The sequence below is a fragment of the Thermococcus litoralis DSM 5473 genome, from assembly GCF_000246985.2.
GTDB lineage: Archaea > Methanobacteriota_B > Thermococci > Thermococcales > Thermococcaceae > Thermococcus_A > Thermococcus_A litoralis.
Genome location: NC_022084.1, coordinates 852,881 through 870,151 on the forward strand (window position 1 = coordinate 852,881; position 17,271 = coordinate 870,151).

Below are 17,271 nucleotides of genomic sequence, written 5' to 3' on the forward strand. Positions count from 1 at the left end.
AGCTACTTCACTCCAATTCTGAATTTATCTCCACCATCAACGACTCCAATTGCCAGAACCGGGTGGGCAAACTCTAGTCTAAGCACTTTCTCTGCAAGATCCTTTTCATCTTTAAAGTCTAAGCTCAGCGTTTCAATACCATAAACGTTGTAGGTTGCTATGAAAAATGTCCTACCTTCTTCGAGCGTAACCCTTTTGACCCAGAACTCATCTTTTCCCGCGAAACCCAAAAATGCCCAATCTTTGTCCCTTTGGATTATCGCAGCAATCCTTGGCGTATTATATTCATCACGCTCATAATCCATAGCATCTAACACATGAATCAGAGCCTTTTTTGGGCTCTCCCACTCGAGTGCTTGGGCTATAAAGGTTGTGTGAGAGCCATTGCTAACAACTGCATAGTCTGGAAGAATTTTTACCACCGGATAGCTCACGTAGGGGTTTTCCGTCTCAGTTAAGTTCACTATGTATACCTCATCTCCTTTTATCACAGCTTTCCTATCCGGAAATGAGCGAGAGTTAAGGCGATAAAAGGCAAAGGGCTTACCATCCTTCAGCCCAACCCCCAACATCCTCCCAACGTACCTCAAGTTATCACCTCCTCTAAGCGGCCTTCATCCAATGCCAAGCAAAGTTCTTTGGCAATTCTCTGGCCCATCATGACTTCTTCACCCCAGTAAAGCGAGGAGTACCAGTGTTTGGCGTTGCTTCCACCGTCTATGCGTGAGGCAAAGCCTATGCACCTAAACTCGCCATCGTAAGCAAAGTGCAAGGCAAATGGCCCTATAACCCCTGGAGGCTCAAGGTCTTTCATGGATTCAACAAACGCCAGACCGTAGTCGTAGAGCTCCGGGAGAAGGGATTCTCTCAAGGCTATGCTTTTGTTGCCCAGTATCGTGTAGGGCAGAGGTTCGAAGGGTCTCCTCTTGTTTGCATCCGCTATTACCAACCGCTCATCAACGCCAAAGAGCTCAAGCCTCTCCAAGATTGGGGAGCAGAAGAAATGGACATAAACAAAGACACCATCAATAAAGCGCTCAATTCTGTATGGCTCTTTAACTTCGCTAAGCCTTTTTTCAAGCTCTCTTCCATAGGCAATAAAATGATCACTTCCTCCTTTGGGGCCCTCAATCCTGACGAAGTAGAGATCATCTTCCCTAACCTCGCTCAAATCAACTGCTTCGACCTGCGGTATTTTTGCTTTCTTTAGTGCCTTATCTACCAAATTGAACTTTGTCTCCCACTTTAAGAACCTCTTGTTCCCGAAGAACTTCCCTTTGCTTTTTTCAATTGCCTCAATGCCAAGATAAGCAACAAAAGACCCGTGTGGAACTATTATCCCATCGTCGTCAAGTATTGCTTTCATATCCGGCGTTACAATGAGCTCATCAATTATCGGGAGCGAGGAATAGAAGTTCTTCCTCTTTGGGGAAACATATAGGCGAGTTTTGAAGCCTTCTTTCTTTGCACCCTGGACTATTTGAAGCGAAGAATGAGAGGCTATCGTCGAGACGATCATCCAATCACCCCCAGAAGTTCTTCCTGCTTCAAAACCCTCCCATCTTTCTTTACCCTCATCGTATCGCCACTTATTTCATCAATTACTAAGAGCCCTCCTTTCCTCCTCCCAAACTCAAGTTTGAAGTCCAATATCTCCAGCCCCTTGTTTCTGAAGAATTCCCCCAAAATTTGGGCAACTTTTCTTGTCGTTTTCTTCATTTCCTCAATCTCTTTCCTCGAGGCTATACCAAGCTTTTCAATTGCCTCCTCGCAGATTAAAGGGTCGCCAAGGGCATCACTTTTCAGTGTGAACTCAACAATGTCAAGCTCCTGAAGAGGTTTGACAATCTCTCCGTAGCGCCTCAAGAAACTGCCATAGGCTTTGAAGCGATAGATGACCTCAAGGGGGATTCTTTCTGTCTTTAGGAACTTTGCTCTCCTTTTATCGATTCGCTCGACGAAGTGGGTCTTTATGCCGTTCTTTTCCAACAGTTTGAAGAAAAATTCCGCTTGTTTTAAAACAGCACTTCCCTTGCCTTCTCTTTCTCCAACTACCTCGTTCCCGCCCGTGTCTTCTTCTCCATTGAAACCTAAGAGGCTGTCCTTGAAGTAAAAAATTAGGAAGTCACCGTCCTCGTAGACATCCTTGGTCTTTCCTCTGTAAATTAAACGCATTAAGCCTCACCCTTTCCCCTAAGCATGCTGTTTATGAGCTTTATCGCACATAAATCCCCGCACATACTACAGGCTTCGGTTGAGGTCGGCCGTTTGTTCCTAATTTCCAAAAAGCGCTCCTTGTCAACAGCTAGTTCAAACTGCCTTGTCCAGTCTAGGAAGCCTCTTGCAAGGCTCATGAGGTGATCTTTCATGTAATCTTCGCTAAAGCGGGTTAGGTTCACAGCATGGGCAGCAAGCTTAGTGGCTATTACCCCAAGGCGAACATGTTCCTTATCCGGTAATCCCAAGTGTTCCGCTGGAGTTACATAGCAGAGAAAGTCTGCTCCGTGCATAGCGGCAATTGCCCCCCCAATCGCTCCAGCGATGTGGTCATAGCCCGGAAAGATGTCCGTGACAATTGGACCAAGGACGTAGAAGGGAGCGTTATCAGTCGCGACTTTTGCAATCTTTATGTGCATTGGAATCTGGTCTATCGGAACATGGCCTGGCCCTTCAACCATAGTTTGAACTCCAAAATCCCTTGCCCTCTTCACAAGCTTTCCTATGGTATAGAGTTCGGCTATTTGAAGCTCATCTCCAGCATCTGGTAAACCACCGGGTCTTAGGCCATCCCCTAAGCTGAGAACAACATCGTATTCTTTGGCAAGTTCCAGAAGGTAGTCGTAGTTCCTGTAGAACGGATTTTCCTCTCCCCAGTGGAGTATCCACGCTGCCAAAAACGTTCCACCGCGAGAGACCATGCCGACTATTCTCTTCGTGCGCTTCATTTTTTCAACAACTTCTTTGGTTACGCCCACATGTATGGTGACGTAGTCGACTCCGTCTTTAAAGTGCTTCTCTACTGCATTCCACATATCATCCTCGCTCATCTCTATAATTGCCTTCCCTTTTGCGAGCATCTCTTCAGCCGCTTGGTAAATTGGAACTGTTCCAACAGGAACGTCAACGGCCCTCATAATTCTCTTCCTTATGGCATCGAGGTCTCCACCGGTGGAGAGGTCCATTATTGTGTCAGCACCATACTTCACTGCTATCTTGGCCTTTTCTATTTCCGCCTCAACGTCCACTATATCTCTAGAGGTCCCGATGTTGGCGTTTACCTTTACTCTCACGCCCATGCCTACGGCAACGGGCTTTACCCAATCGTGACGCACATTGCGGAAAATTACAGTATAACCTTTTGCAACACTCCTTCTAAGCTTTTCTGGGTCAATACCTTCCTTTTCAGCCACAAACTTCATCTCCTCAGTAATTACACCCTTCCTTGCCTCCTCCATTTGGCTCATGTTGATCACCATAACTTGGTTATAATAAAGTTTTTAAATTCCAAAACTCAGTTTTTACTGGAGTTTTAAAAGATTTACGGGTGAGGGGAAAATGCTCAAAGACGTTGAGATAACCAGGGCCATAGTGGAAAGTTACATGAAGGAGCTCTTGGACAGCCTAACCCTTGATGTTGCCATAGTGGGGGCTGGACCTTCAGGAATGGTAGCTGGATATTATCTCGCCAAAGGAGGAGCAAAGGTGGCGATTTTTGAAAAGAAGCTCTCAATTGGCGGTGGCATCTGGGGCGGAGGGATGGGATTCAATAAGATAGTAGTGCAGGAAGAGGCAAGAGAAATCCTAGATGAGCTTGGAATAAATTACAAACCATTCAGAGAAGGCCTTTATGTCGCAGACGCAGTAGAAGTGGCCACAACTTTGGCAAGCAGGACCGTTAAAGCGGGTGTTAAGATATTCAACATGGTAGAAGTGGAAGACCTTGTGGTAAAGGAAGGATGGGTCTGCGGAGTGGTTATCAACTGGACGCCAGTGAAAATGACGAGTCTCCATGTTGATCCATTAACAATAGAGGCAAAGTACGTTATCGACTCCACTGGGCATGGAGCACAGGTAACACAACACCTCCTAAAAAGAGGACTGATAGAGAAAATACCAGGCGAAGGTGCAATGTGGGCCGAAATGGGAGAGAAGCTGACTGTAGAAAACACCAGAGAGATATACCCCGGGCTATACGTCACCGGAATGGCAGCCAACGCAGTAAGTGGAGCTCCGAGAATGGGGCCAATATTCGGGGGAATGTTCCTAAGTGGAAGAAAAGCTGCCAGAGAGATCCTCAAAAAGCTTAAGGAGTAAGTTCTCATTACTTTTTTCTTTTGAAAGCCTCGTCCTTTAGGGCGGGGATGCAGTAATTGGAAAACCAGCCCTTGGAAGGACGAAACCCTTAAATGTCTTGGCTTTTTAATAAGGCCTCGGAGAGGCCACTCAAAAAACCCGATGAGACAAGGTTTTACGTTACCACTCCGCCTTGGAGTGGTTGACGCTGTGAGGCGTCTTCAAAAACTGCCCTATCAAGCAGTCAAAGACTGAAGTTTGACATCCAAACCATAACCCCAATCCGCTTTGCGGTAGGGGTAACTGGGGCAAGACCGTCCCCTCGGGCTGAACCGAAAGGTGGTAACGCCGAGTAGGTTATGAGTCGCCCGTAAACCTTCCCGCACTTGACGAGGGGTTAAAGCTAAATCTCGCCGTTCACGGCGGGGAGGAGGTCAGTTTCACTTCTCTTATTTATCCCCTGCATTATTCCCACTTTTAATCGCAAAGCTTATATCAAGTTTTAGCTTGAATATAATTGAAAAACTCAACTTTAGGTGAGGAAGATGGGGAAATTCGAAATTATTGAGCAAAAGGGAACTGAAAGGCTGAAGAGGGGATTTGCAAAGATGGTAAAAGGCGGCGTTATAATGGATGTTACAAATGCAGAGCAGGCTAGAATAGCCGAAGAAGCTGGAGCTGTTGCAGTTATGGCTCTTCACAAAGTTCCAGCCGATATTAGAAAAGCCGGTGGAGTCGCAAGGATGGCACCAGTTGAGAAGATTCAGGAAATCATGGATGCCGTTACAATCCCAGTTATGGCAAAGATAAGAATAGGACACTATGCCGAAGCTCTCGCCCTTGAAGCTTTAGGTGTTGATATGATTGACGAGAGTGAAGTTTTGACCCCAGCAGATCCCTACTTCCACGTTGATAAGAGAAAGTTCAAAGTACCTTTCGTATGTGGTGCAAGAAACCTTGGAGAAGCCGTAAGAAGAATCTGGGAGGGAGCGGCTATGATAAGAACGAAGGGAGAAGCGGGAACAGGGAACATCATTGAAGCGGTAAGGCACGTTAGACTTGTAAATGAAAACATAAGACTGCTCCAAAGGATGACAGACGAAGGAATTTACGCAGTTGCAAAGAAGTTCGCAGAACCGTATCTAAGGCTTGCCTTGGAGATAAGGGAGATAAGCAATCTTGAACCGAGAGTCTTAGAAAACGAACCCGTCTACGAGGAATACACCTACCAGGAGATAGTTGAGGGAATCTACAAGATTCTCCTTGAGGTCAAAAAACTCGGAAGACTTCCGGTGGTTAACTTTGCCGCTGGAGGCGTTGCTACACCAGCAGATGCCGCTTTGATGATGCAGATGGGAATGGACGGAGTATTCGTTGGAAGCGGCATATTCAAGAGCTCAAATCCAGAAAAGATGGCAAGGGCAATAGTTGAAGCCGTCAATCACTGGGACGAGCCAGACGTTATTGCGGAAATTAGCAGGGAGATAGGTGAGCCAATGAAGGGTCTTGAGATTTCCAAGCTCGACGTTCGCTTAGAAGAAAGAGGAGTCTGACATTCCCTTGGAGGAGAGAGGATGCTCAAAGTGGGAGTAGTGGGAGTCCAAGGGGCTGTAAGTGAACACATAGAGGCAACAAAAAGGGCTATAGGGCAAATGGGGATTAGTGGAAAAGTTTTCTGGCTCAAAAAGCCGGAGCAGTTGAAAGGGATAGATGCTATAATCATCCCCGGTGGAGAGAGCACAACCATCTCAAGGCTTATGCTTAAAAACGGACTCTTCGAAGGGATCAAAAAACTCGGAGAGGGAGGAACTCCAATAATGGGCACCTGTGCTGGCTTGATAATCCTATCCAAAGAGGTTATCGGGGCAACCCCCGAGCAGAGGTTCTTAGAGCTCCTTGATGTCAAGGTCAATAGAAACGCCTACGGCAGACAGGTTGACAGCTTTGAAGCACCACTAAAGCTGACTTTCAGCGAGGAACCCTTTGTGGGAGTTTTCATCCGCGCTCCAAGGATTGTAGAGCTTTTAAGCGATAGGGTGAAGCCCATAGCATGGCTTGGGGACAGGATAGTTGGTGTTGAGCAAGAGAACATCATCGGGCTTGAATTCCATCCGGAGCTAACCGACGATACAAGGCTCCACAAATACTTCCTTAGAAAAGCCTTCTGATTTTTAACATTTTTATGCCAAAATAAACCTTAAAAATCCCAAATTTTTACACTTTCTTGGTGATGAAATGGAGTTTAGGATTGGAACATACGCCTCTCACTCTGCACTTCAAATACTTCACGGAGCAAAGCAAGAGGGGTTCAAAACAATAGCTTTTGGAAAGGCGAGGGTAAAACCACTGTATACAAAATACTTTCCCGTTGCCGATGAATTTATCGCCAAGGATTATCCCGAGAAGGAACTTATCGAGAGGAACGCAATAGTCATTCCAACCGGTTCTTTTGTTGCTTATCTCGGCATCGAGAGAGTTGAGAGCATGAGAGCGCTATACTATGGAAACAAGGGAGTTCTTCGGTGGGAAAGCGATAGGGATCTTGAGAGAAAATGGCTCTTGGAAGCAAAAATAAGGGCTCCCGAGGTCATTGAAGACCCTGATGATATAGATAGACCCGTGATAGTAAAGCCCCACGGAGCGAAAGGTGGCAGAGGGTATTTCTTAGCCCAAACACCAGAAGAGTTCTGGAAAAAAGCTTCAAAGCTTGGGATTAAGGACAAAGAAGACCTAAAGCATATCCAGATACAGGAATACGTCATAGGTGTTCCCGTTTACCCACACTTCTTCTACTCGAAGCTCAACAAAGAGCTTGAGCTTATGAGCATAGATAAGAGATACGAAAGCAATGCAGATGCAATAGGAAGGATAAGTGCAGAGCAACAGTTTGAAATTGGGGTGGAGACGAGCTACACAGTTGTGGGAAACATACCAATAGTGCTCAGAGAAAGCCTGCTCATGGATATAATCGAGGCTGGAGAAAGAGCAGTAAAAGCTGCGGAAAAACTTATGGGAGGACTTTGGGGGCCTTTCTGCCTTGAGGGAGTCATCACAGAGGACATGGAATTCGTGGTGTTTGAAATCTCAGCGAGAATCGTTGCCGGGACGAATCCCTTCATAAACGGCTCCCCTTACACATGGCTCAGATACAACGAGCCAATGAGCACTGGAAGGAGAATTGCCAGAGAGATAAGGCAGGCAATTGAAGAAGATAGACTTGACGAGATCTTAACTTAGCTTTGCTACTCCAACTAAGGCTCTTTCAATTCTTTTAAAGTCTTATTGGAACTGGAAGGTTTCCAGGTATCCTTATACCGTGATCCTCCCTTTCAATTCTTTTAAAGTCTTATTGGAACTAGACGATGTTAAGAAGTTTGCTTTTGAAGTTCAAGACTTTCAATTCTTTTAAAGTCTTATTGGAACCCGGCGACTGTCCAAGAGGTAAATGGTCGTTTTGCGGTTCTTAAGCTTTCAATTCTTTTAAAGTCTTATTGGAACTTACTCCACCGATAACCGCACCGGCTATTGTTCCAACTCCCTTTCAATTCTTTTAAAGTCTTATTGGAACATCCTGACGCCTTAAGAACATAATGCCAGTCTGTGCTCTTTCAATTCTTTTAAAGTCTTATTGGAACGTTCTAATAGGCGTTGGAGTACTCTACATGTTGCTGAGCTTTCAATTCTTTTAAAGTCTTATTGGAACGCCCAGAACAACTCGCTGACCAAGTCGCCGGAACACTCTTTCAATTCTTTTAAAGTCTTATTGGAACCAGCTAAGGAAGGTGACTATTCTACAGCCATAGTCGGCTTTCAATTCTTTTAAAGTCTTATTGGAACCGGGAGCCTCGCTTACTCTCTTCAAGAACTCCCTCTTTCAATTCTTTTAAAGTCTTATTGGAACAATGGGCGTGTTTATAGTAACCTTTATTAGGGTTTTTGCTGAATTCTTTCAGGTGGTTGTCGTGATCCCCAGATGGGATCACAGACTCAAAGACCCTGAAAGCGTGGCATTCATAATCCTCGACGTTTTAGCAGACTTCGAATCAGAAGGAAAGCTGAAGAACCTACCAAAATCCAAAAAATTTCCAGTAAAAACAATACTGGCAATACTCCTCTTTAAACAATACTACAACCTACCCCTCAGAGACGCCCAGCACTACGGCAGAAAATTCTTCGGAGCAAACATTCACTACTCAACCCTCCACAACTGGGAGAAAAAGCTGAACCTCGAAGAACTGACAAACCACCTCCTGAAAAAACTCCAGAAATTACCCTACGCCAGCACTCAAGCAGACTCAACCATTATCACAAATAAAAAAAGGACAGGATAGAAGTTCAGGCAATAACGAGAATCCTGCCGGGTTTACTGTATCCGGTTGCTGTGAAGATCACGACTTCTGAGAACGAGCTGATTGAACTCCTGCCGGAGGGTTCTGGGAATTTTTATGCTGATGGGGCTTATGATTCAAAGAAAGTTCTGAACACTGTGGTGGAAAAGGGTTATCGGCCGATTGTTAAGAAAACTAAGAACCCTCCAGGTGGTTTTGGTAGTAAGAAGAGAGATAGAGTGTTTTCTGAAGAAGAGTACAGGTATAGGAATCCTCATGAGGGGTTCTGGGGTGCGTTTACAACTTGGTTTGGCAGTAGAATCCCCCTGTTTTCTGAAAAAGACTACTGTAACCCGAATTTTGCTTGGGGTAATGTGTTATGGTCTGAAAATCCTCCTCAGAGTCAAATACTGTTTAAATAACAGGGGGTGAAACTAAACACGCCCTTGGAACAATTTCAAGAGTTTTGACAATTTGCCCACCATAATAATCTTTCAATTCTTTTAAAGTCTTATTGGAACTTGCCGTAATACATCCTTATGTTTGCGCTCCCGTTCCCTTGGATAACTTTCAATTCTTTTAAAGTCTTATTGGAACGCGAAAGCGTTATTAAGATGTAGTGTCTTACCCTTCATCTTTCAATTCTTTTAAAGTCTTATTGGAACGACAAAGTTTAGGGACACGGGAACAGTAGATATAATGGTCTTTCAATTCTTTTAAAGTCTTATTGGAACAGCATGGGTAAAGTCTGGAGTTGTAAAATACAAACAACTTTCAATTCTTTTAAAGTCTTATTGGAACGCTTCAATTGTTATATCATCTTTTGAGCATGAAATTGACTTTCAATTCTTTTAAAGTCTTATTGGAACTTGTTCTGGGCTTATCTTGTCAGTGACAAACTCCCAGATCTTTCAATTCTTTTAAAGTCTTATTGGAACAGCATTAATGTACCACCCGGAGTAACGGAGTCAAAGAGCTTTCAATTCTTTTAAAGTCTTATTGGAACTCAAAAGTCTTAAACAATTATTTACCTATTCAATTTTCTTTCAATTCTTTTAAAGTCTTATTGGAACACGCTGAAAGCGACATTCGCACGTGCAGACGGGCAATATTCTTTCAATTCTTTTAAAGTCTTATTGGAACAGGTGGTTTCGTCCCGATATCGTACACTTTCGACTACCTTTCAATTCTTTTAAAGTCTTATTGGAACTCCGAGTTTTTCTGCAACAATAAGTGTAGTCCCAGCCCCTTTCAATTCTTTTAAAGTCTTATTGGAACTGGGAGGTTAAACATAGCAGGGACAAACTTTGATATTCTTTCAATTCTTTTAAAGTCTTATTGGAACCTTCCAGCCATCCTGAGTTTCAACAAAATCAAAAACTTTCTTTCAATTCTTTTAAAGTCTTATTGGAACTCCCGCTAAGGGACAGTTACCAGTACGAAATCTACTTGCTTTCAATTCTTTTAAAGTCTTATTGGAACGTACATTAATGCTGTTTGTTTCTGTACTGCTTGTATTTACTTTCAATTCTTTTAAAGTCTTATTGGAACTTAGGGGAGATACGGATAGGGTGTTCGCCGAGTTTACTTTCAATTCTTTTAAAGTCTTATTGGAACATAGTCGAATATGAGGGATACCAAGTTGGAGCTATTGCTTCCTTTCAATTCTTTTAAAGTCTTATTGGAACCCTTTATCGTCAAATACGGGCGTATTCCTATAAAATCCTTTCAATTCTTTTAAAGTCTTATTGGAACCCAGAGTTCAGCAACAATTATCGATGAGTTCAAGCTCCTTTCAATTCTTTTAAAGTCTTATTGGAACTACGAAAGACACTTTAGCACAGCTTTTAATATAACCGACTTTCAATTCTTTTAAAGTCTTATTGGAACTTAGTTGCGCTCACGTTCAAGGTGATGGTCTCGTTGTACTTTCAATTCTTTTAAAGTCTTATTGGAACCTCGAAGTGATCAAGAAGTTGAAAGTGCGCTATGCAACTTTCAATTCTTTTAAAGTCTTATTGGAACCGCTAACCACTACGTAAACTCTTGATGGTTCTACTGATCTTTCAATTCTTTTAAAGTCTTATTGGAACGAAATAGCCCATACGGCTAAACCAAAAACGGAAACTGTCTTTCAATTCTTTTAAAGTCTTATTGGAACGGAATTCCTAAAAATCCGCGACCACCAAAAGGTAAATGAACTTTCAATTCTTTTAAAGTCTTATTGGAACCTCTAAATTAAGCGTTTTGTCTGGGGGGGTTTTAGAAACTTTCAATTCTTTTAAAGTCTTATTGGAACTTCAAGAAAAACGGAAATAACTACGATATTTATATAAACTTTCAATTCTTTTAAAGTCTTATTGGAACTCACTACCAGCTGGTTATTCTCAAATAACCGGGTTTTATCTTTCAATTCTTTTAAAGTCTTATTGGAACGTTTCGGGGTTCATTATGTCCCTTAGCTTAAAGTATAGCCTTTCAATTCTTTTAAAGTCTTATTGGAACGTCCGAGCTTAACGCATGGGCTAAAGCACTAGAAAAGACTTTCAATTCTTTTAAAGTCTTATTGGAACATACGGGGGCGGGTACGAATGAGCGAAAAGCTAGCGAACTTTCAATTCTTTTAAAGTCTTATTGGAACAAACCTTGAAGGTTTTCGGGCTTATCGGCCGTTCTGGCTTTCAATTCTTTTAAAGTCTTATTGGAACTTACCACCTAGAGAAATAGCCGAAGAAAGAAAAGAATACTTTCAATTCTTTTAAAGTCTTATTGGAACACGATTCCTTGGGCTTTTAATTCGTGTTCGAAAATTCTACTTTCAATTCTTTTAAAGTCTTATTGGAACCATTTATTAAAGTCTACGGCGCGGATAGGGTTACAATAGCTTTCAATTCTTTTAAAGTCTTATTGGAACTTGAAAGCCGGTATATAGAGACGGTTAGGGTCATCCGGGGCGCTTTCAATTCTTTTAAAGTCTTATTGGAACACTACCCCCAATTATTTAATTAAAGGAGATGGTGATAAACTTTCAATTCTTTTAAAGTCTTATTGGAACCGGACTTAGACGGTGAACGCGTCCCTTTAGACCGCTTTCAATTCTTTTAAAGTCTTATTGGAACTTTCTGCACGGTTTAACACCTTTTCGAAGGCCTTAATAGCTTTCAATTCTTTTAAAGTCTTATTGGAACTAACGAAGCGAATACTACAAAATAAGCCGTACCATTTTCTAGCGACTTTCAATTCTTTTAAAGTCTTATTGGAACCGGTGTTTATGGCTTTAGCTAGGCCGTCGACGATATTACTTTCAATTCTTTTAAAGTCTTATTGGAACATAACACTTGGGTTCATACTAACATTTCATGAAGCAGCTTTCAATTCTTTTAAAGTCTTATTGGAACGTTGAAGACTTTGTTGATGTAGTGCTTGCTGTTTGTTCTTTCAATTCTTTTAAAGTCTTATTGGAACATTGGGAAGCTCTACTTAGGTCGCACTAGATTTATTTGCTTTCAATTCTTTTAAAGTCTTATTGGAACGGGCGCCGAAGGCGCCCACTTTGTTGATTTTCCCCTAAAGCGTCTTTCAATTCTTTTAAAGTCTTATTGGAACTCTTCGATGATTTAAAATCAGTTTTTCATTTTATTTCTTTCAATTCTTTTAAAGTCTTATTGGAACAGGGACGAATTTTCCTCTAAACTCCCTATAAAGTAATTAGAGAGCTTGAAATTTATAAGCCTTTCCACAAAGGGTCAATAAAACAGCCATAAGAAGGCTCGAATCCAAGCCACTAGAAAAGACTTCAAAGCACTCACTTGCCCGAATTTACTACTTTTCTTTCATGCACAAAAATGTTCACGAGACTTCCAGAGACAAAACAAAAGGTAAAATCAAAAATAAAGCCTTAAAACATCCTTAAATCCAAAAAGGTTAAATTTCCACGAGGAGAGGATATCAAAGGATTTCTAATAAGCCTCCGCTCAAAATTCCGAAAAAATTTCGTTACAAAAACCTCAAAATATCATAACCTCCTGTTTGATAGTAACTTCCAGTTACTAAAGACTTCCAGACTGCTGCAAGGGGTTTGATTTGAAAATAAGACCACTAGAATGGGAAAAATTGGAAAATCAAGACCCACAACGAGAGCCGAGAACACCTCGCTTCACCCCTTAACCTCAATTTTTAACAAAAATTTGATCATTCATGGGGTTTCGAGCATAAATTTTGGCACAGTAAACTTTAAAAGACCCATGGCTTCTCACCATAAAAAGGGTGAGGAGGAGAAAAAGAATGGGAAAATTTGAACAAAAGCTTGTTAATGCAATAAAGGGATACACCTTTGATGATGTGCTTTTAATTCCGCAGGCAACTGAAGTCGAGCCAAAGGATGTCGACGTTTCTACCCAAATAACTTCAAAGATAAAGCTCAACATTCCGATTCTTAGTGCCGCAATGGACACAGTTACGGAATGGGAAATGGCAATAGCCATGGCAAGGGAAGGTGGGCTGGGAGTTATCCATCGGAACATGAGCATAGAAGAGCAGGTGGAAATGGTAAAAAGAGTGAAAAGGGAAGAAACCATAGAAGAGGTTATCACGATTTCTCCAGAGGAAAGCATAGACTATGCACTCTTTTTAATGGAAAGAGAAGGCATAGACGGATTACCAGTTATCGAAAATGGAGAAATAGTCGGGATAGTAACAAAAACCGACATAACGACCAGAGAAGGACAAAGGGTCAGAGATGTGATGACGAAGGAAGTCATAACGGCAAGAGAAACTGCCAGCATAGAGGAGATAATGGGCCTAATGATAGAGAACAATATAGATAGGGTACCAATAGTAAATGAAGAGGGCAAACTGGTTGGAATTATAACCGTTGGCGACCTCTTAGCTAGGAAAAAGCACAAAAACGCAGTTAGGGACAAAGACGGCAGGTTAATAGTTGCCGCTGCAGTGTCTCCTTTTGACATAAAGAGGGCACTTGCCCTAGATAAGGCGGAAGCAGATATTATTGTTGTCGATACCGCTCATGCACACAACCTCAAAGCAATAAAGGCAATGAAAGAAATGAGAAGCAAAATCGACGCAGAGATGATAGTTGGAAACATAGCAAACCCAAAGGCTGTTGACGACTTAACTTTTGCAGACGCAGTTAAAGTGGGAATTGGACCGGGAAGCATCTGCACGACAAGAATTGTAGCGGGAGTTGGAGTTCCGCAGATAACGGCAATCTCCATGGTGGCAGATAGGGCTGAGGAATACGGTATTAGAGTAATAGCAGACGGTGGTATAAGGTATTCCGGGGACATCGTCAAGGCTATAGCGGCAGGAGCAGATGCGGTTATGCTGGGGAACCTTCTAGCGGGAACTAAAGAGGCTCCCGGAAGGGAAGTCACAATAAACGGAAGGAAATACAAGCAATATAGAGGAATGGGAAGCTTGGGGGCAATGATGAAAGGAGGAGCGGAGAGGTACTACCAGAAAGGACACATGAAAACGAGGAAATTCGTCCCAGAGGGGATTGAGGGGGTTGTCCCCTACAAAGGTAGAGTAAGTGAAGTGCTTTACCAGCTTGTGGGTGGGTTAAAGGCTGGAATGGGATACGTTGGAGCAAGAAACATTGAAGAACTTAAGGAAAAGGGGCAGTTCGTGATAATAACCCAGGCAGGAGTTAGAGAAAGCCATCCCCATGATGTAGCAATAACAAACGAGGCGCCAAATTATCCTCTCGAAAGGTGATTTTTACATTTTTATGTTCAAAATAGCAAAATTTTTAAACGCATATTTACAATTTTATGTCGAAGGTGACGCTCATGTGGGAGAAATTTATTGAAGAGAAAGTTAACGAAATTAGAGAGACCGTTGGAGATGGAAAGGCAATAATAGCACTAAGCGGTGGAGTGGATAGCTCAACAGCGGCAATATTAGCTCACAAAGCCATTGGTGATAGGCTCTATGCGGTCTTCGTGAATACCGGGTTTTTGAGGAAAGGAGAGCCCGAGTTCGTTATAAAAACTTTCAGAGATGAGTTTGGTCTAAACCTAATCTATGTAGATGCCCAAGAGAGGTTTTTTGAGGCACTTAAAGGTGTAACTGATCCAGAGAAAAAGAGAAAAATCATAGGAAAAACGTTCATAGATGTCTTTGAGGAAGTGGCGAGAGAAATCAACGCCGATTTCTTAATTCAGGGCACTATAGCTCCAGACTGGATCGAAAGCCAAGGGAAGATAAAGAGCCACCACAATGTTGGCGGCTTGCCAGAGAGATTGAACCTAAAGCTCATAGAGCCCCTAAGGGACCTCTACAAAGACGAGGTGAGAGAAGTTGCAAGGGAACTCGGTTTGCCGGAGAAGATATACAAGCGCATGCCATTTCCGGGCCCAGGATTGGCAGTAAGGGTTATTGGGGAAGTGACACCGGAGAAAATAGCCATAGTAAGGGAAGCTAATGCAATAGTGGAGGAAGAGATTGAAAAAGCTGGTCTAAAGCCATGGCAGGCTTTTGCCGTGCTTTTAGGAGTTAAGACAGTTGGTGTGCAGGGAGATATAAGGGCATACAAAGAAACAATAGCCGTCAGAGTTGTCGAGAGCCTAGACGGCATGACAGCAAATGCAATGGACGTTCCCTTTGAGGTGCTCCAGAGGATAGCTTTCAGGATAACGAGCGAAATTCCACAAGTAGGAAGGGTTCTCTATGACATAACTAACAAACCTCCAGCTACAATTGAGTTTGAGTGATGCGAAATGATCGTCATAATGGACAACCACGGGCAGTACGTGCACAGGATTTGGAGAACCCTACGCTACCTCGGCGTTGAGGCGAAAATAATCCCAAACACAACACCGCTTGAAGAGATAAAGGCGATGAACCCCAAAGGAATCATCTTCTCAGGTGGGCCGGATTTGGAAAGAACTGGAAATTGTGAAGCTATCTTAGAGAACTACGAAGACTTCAACGTGCCTATACTTGGGATATGTTTGGGACATCAGCTCATAGCAAAGCACTTTGGCGGCAAAGTTGGTAGGGGAGAAAAAGCAGAATACAGCCTTGTTGAGGTCGAGATAATCAAGGAAAACGATATCTTCAAGGGGCTCCCAAAGAGGCTTAAAGTCTGGGAGAGCCACATGGATGAGGTTAAAGAACTCCCAAAAGAGTTTGAACTCCTAGCTAAGAGCGAGTTCTGCCCTGTTGAAGCAATGAAGCACAAAGAACTTCCAATTTATGGGGTTCAGTTCCATCCGGAGGTTGCACACACAGAGATGGGAAGCGAGATTTACAGAAACTTTGCCAGGCTCTGTAGGGAGCTTTGATTTTTATTACGGTGGAAATAGATGTTCTCAAAAATAGATCCTAGGGGCAGGCTATAAATTCCAAAAAAGATGAGGGAGGAAACCTCCCAAACAAAACAATTGAAAACTCAAGAAGAATATACTAAACCAAGCACTGGAGGAGTTGAAATGATTTATGCAGACACAGGCAACATGGAGGATAAAAGTACTCGAAACTGCTTTTTATATCAAAGATATTAGGGAGTTTGAAGAATAATCGTCCTTTGTTTTTTGTCTGAAGTAAACTCTCAATCATAAAAACAAAACTTTTTTAAATTTTGTTTTCTTACTATTTTAAAATGTAAAGGGTGAGAAACATGGGGTATACTATTTACTACCACATACACATTAGAAAGCCTAAAAAAGCCGCAGAGTTTATTGAGATAGTTTGCAAAGGGCTTGGGTGGGATTTTGATGTCAGAGAGGGGGAAATAATCATATTCCCCCCAGAAGAGAAAGTAGAGCCCCTTGTGATTAAAGATGGAAAGGGGTCCGCGAAAACTTACAAAAAAGAACCTTACACAACGATTTATTTACTGCTACTGCTCTCACTCTCGGCCTTTGGCTCCGTTGATGTTTCCGATGATGGGGGCTTTGCTTTATGAACCTCTAGGATCCTTTTTGGGATAGAGCTCCTGAATATCCTCTCCTCCACGAGGACTTTCACTATATCGCCCACTTCAACATCTTCCGCGCTTTCGACCCAGTACTTACCGGGCTTAACGTTGGCCCTTATGTCATCGTGGACATCTATCCTTACAAGTTCGCCTTTGACTTCTTCCACAACCCCATAAGTCCAGTCTCTGGTGAACTTTGATTTATAGAGGTATCTAAACCCCAGCACAGCTATAAAGATAATCACCAGGTAGGCATAAAAATAGTAGACGTTCTTTGCGAGCTTTCTCACCAAGAGATATCCAAGAAAGGACAAAAAGCCGATTACCGTTAGTCCGTAATAAAAGAACCTGTAAGGCTCGACCTCAATAAAGAATTCTCGATTTTTTAAGATGATGTATCTCAGATAAGCGAAATAAAGGGCAAAAAGCAGAGCAAGGTAAAGCTCACTTCCAAAGAGGACTAGGAGGAAGGACAATATGAGATAATACGATAAAGGAAAGCTGAATGCTCAAGCTTAAGAGCTCATGGGCTGTGAGTTCCCTCTTTATTAGCTTCCTGAGGAGTTTGAACTTGGGTGGAGTTTTTGATGGAGTGGGTTTGATTATCTCATCTAGGATTCTTTTTGTCCACTTTGCTGATTTCACGGCGAAGGATTCGGCTGCTTCACCCAATTTGTAGAGGATTTCATCAAGGCTCATGATTTTCAC

At 42.6% G+C, this 17,271-nt stretch carries 17 protein-coding genes and 2 CRISPR repeat arrays; of the genes, 11 read left to right on the forward strand and 6 right to left on the reverse strand.

All coding sequences use genetic code 11. From position 1 onward, the window contains the following. Positions 1-2 precede the first annotated feature (2 nt). From OCC_RS04640 to thiC, 4 genes are read right to left on the reverse strand one after another with little or no spacing between them, the layout of a single operon-like run. A complete protein-coding gene (locus OCC_RS04640) occupies positions 3-590 on the reverse strand; it encodes an IMP cyclohydrolase (RefSeq protein ID WP_004067598.1) in 588 nt (195 codons plus the stop codon). Continuing rightward, complete coding sequence (locus tag OCC_RS04645; RefSeq protein WP_004067596.1) at positions 587-1,519, reverse strand: formate--phosphoribosylaminoimidazolecarboxamide ligase; 933 nt, start codon at positions 1,517-1,519, stop codon at positions 587-589. Before OCC_RS04645 ends, OCC_RS04640 begins: the two co-directional genes overlap by 4 nt. Beyond that, positions 1,516-2,175: a phosphoribosylaminoimidazolesuccinocarboxamide synthase gene (locus OCC_RS04650; protein ID WP_004067595.1), complete on the reverse strand. Its 660-nt coding sequence runs from the start codon at positions 2,173-2,175 to the stop codon at positions 1,516-1,518. The genes OCC_RS04645 and OCC_RS04650 overlap by 4 nt, the downstream gene beginning before the upstream one ends. Next, the gene (thiC, locus tag OCC_RS04655; RefSeq protein WP_004067594.1) at positions 2,175-3,464 is read right to left on the reverse strand and encodes a phosphomethylpyrimidine synthase ThiC; all 1,290 of its coding nucleotides are present in this window, start codon (positions 3,462-3,464) and stop codon (positions 2,175-2,177) included. Before thiC ends, OCC_RS04650 begins: the two co-directional genes overlap by 1 nt. A 91-nt stretch (positions 3,465-3,555) precedes the next feature. Here thiC and OCC_RS04660 point away from each other — a divergent pair, with 91 nt between their 5' ends. The 11 genes from OCC_RS04660 to OCC_RS04705 all read left to right on the forward strand — a co-directional run bounded on the left by OCC_RS04660 (position 3,556) and on the right by OCC_RS04705 (position 16,551). Beyond that, positions 3,556-4,314 (forward strand): sulfide-dependent adenosine diphosphate thiazole synthase, encoded by a 759-nt coding sequence (locus OCC_RS04660; RefSeq protein ID WP_004067592.1) that lies wholly within the window; start codon positions 3,556-3,558, stop codon positions 4,312-4,314. A gap of 524 nt (positions 4,315-4,838) precedes the next feature. After that, a complete protein-coding gene (gene pdxS, locus OCC_RS04665; RefSeq protein WP_004066067.1) occupies positions 4,839-5,846 on the forward strand; it encodes a pyridoxal 5'-phosphate synthase lyase subunit PdxS in 1,008 nt (335 codons plus the stop codon). 21 nt (positions 5,847-5,867) lie between these two features. Next, entirely contained in the window at positions 5,868-6,461 is a 594-nt protein-coding gene (gene pdxT, locus OCC_RS04670; RefSeq protein ID WP_004066069.1) for a pyridoxal 5'-phosphate synthase glutaminase subunit PdxT, read from the forward strand. A gap of 67 nt (positions 6,462-6,528) precedes the next feature. Next, complete coding sequence (locus tag OCC_RS04675) at positions 6,529-7,530, forward strand: formate--phosphoribosylaminoimidazolecarboxamide ligase (RefSeq protein ID WP_004066071.1); 1,002 nt, start codon at positions 6,529-6,531, stop codon at positions 7,528-7,530. Positions 7,531-7,552: 22 nt separating this feature from the next. Further along, a CRISPR array of direct repeats spans positions 7,553-8,195; the repeat unit is 30 nt; unit sequence CTTTCAATTCTTTTAAAGTCTTATTGGAAC. A gap of 51 nt (positions 8,196-8,246) precedes the next feature. After that, positions 8,247-8,624 carry a hypothetical protein gene (locus OCC_RS12230; protein WP_148290407.1) on the forward strand — a complete coding sequence of 126 codons (378 nt, stop codon included), beginning with the start codon at positions 8,247-8,249 and terminating at the stop codon, positions 8,622-8,624. A gap of 50 nt (positions 8,625-8,674) precedes the next feature. Next, on the forward strand, positions 8,675-9,043 hold the full coding sequence (locus OCC_RS04680; protein ID WP_020953663.1) for a hypothetical protein: 369 nt from the start codon (positions 8,675-8,677) through the stop codon (positions 9,041-9,043). A gap of 69 nt (positions 9,044-9,112) precedes the next feature. Beyond that, a CRISPR array of direct repeats spans positions 9,113-12,293; the repeat unit is 30 nt; unit sequence CTTTCAATTCTTTTAAAGTCTTATTGGAAC. 431 nt (positions 12,294-12,724) lie between these two features. Then, complete coding sequence (locus OCC_RS04685; protein WP_004067360.1) at positions 12,725-12,919, forward strand: hypothetical protein; 195 nt, start codon at positions 12,725-12,727, stop codon at positions 12,917-12,919. Beyond that, on the forward strand, positions 12,906-14,357 hold the full coding sequence (gene guaB, locus OCC_RS04690; RefSeq protein WP_004067359.1) for an IMP dehydrogenase: 1,452 nt from the start codon (positions 12,906-12,908) through the stop codon (positions 14,355-14,357). Before OCC_RS04685 ends, guaB begins: the two co-directional genes overlap by 14 nt. Before the next feature lie 74 nt (positions 14,358-14,431). Beyond that, positions 14,432-15,355 carry a glutamine-hydrolyzing GMP synthase gene (gene guaA, locus OCC_RS04695; protein WP_004067358.1) on the forward strand — a complete coding sequence of 308 codons (924 nt, stop codon included), beginning with the start codon at positions 14,432-14,434 and terminating at the stop codon, positions 15,353-15,355. 6 nt (positions 15,356-15,361) lie between these two features. After that, positions 15,362-15,928, forward strand: a complete 567-nt coding sequence (locus OCC_RS04700) for a GMP synthase subunit A (protein ID WP_004067357.1) — start codon at positions 15,362-15,364, stop codon at positions 15,926-15,928. A 335-nt stretch (positions 15,929-16,263) separates the two neighbouring features. Next, positions 16,264-16,551: a hypothetical protein gene (locus OCC_RS04705; protein ID WP_048874621.1), complete on the forward strand. Its 288-nt coding sequence runs from the start codon at positions 16,264-16,266 to the stop codon at positions 16,549-16,551. On the opposite strand, the gene OCC_RS04710 is transcribed toward OCC_RS04705, so the two are convergent. Next, positions 16,476-17,039, reverse strand: a complete 564-nt coding sequence (locus OCC_RS04710) for a DUF2101 family protein (RefSeq protein ID WP_020953664.1) — start codon at positions 17,037-17,039, stop codon at positions 16,476-16,478. The genes OCC_RS04705 and OCC_RS04710 overlap by 76 nt on opposite strands. Beyond that, positions 17,008-17,262 carry a DUF2101 family protein gene (locus OCC_RS13095; RefSeq protein ID WP_020953665.1) on the reverse strand — a complete coding sequence of 85 codons (255 nt, stop codon included), beginning with the start codon at positions 17,260-17,262 and terminating at the stop codon, positions 17,008-17,010. Before OCC_RS13095 ends, OCC_RS04710 begins: the two co-directional genes overlap by 32 nt. Positions 17,263-17,271 lie beyond the last annotated feature (9 nt).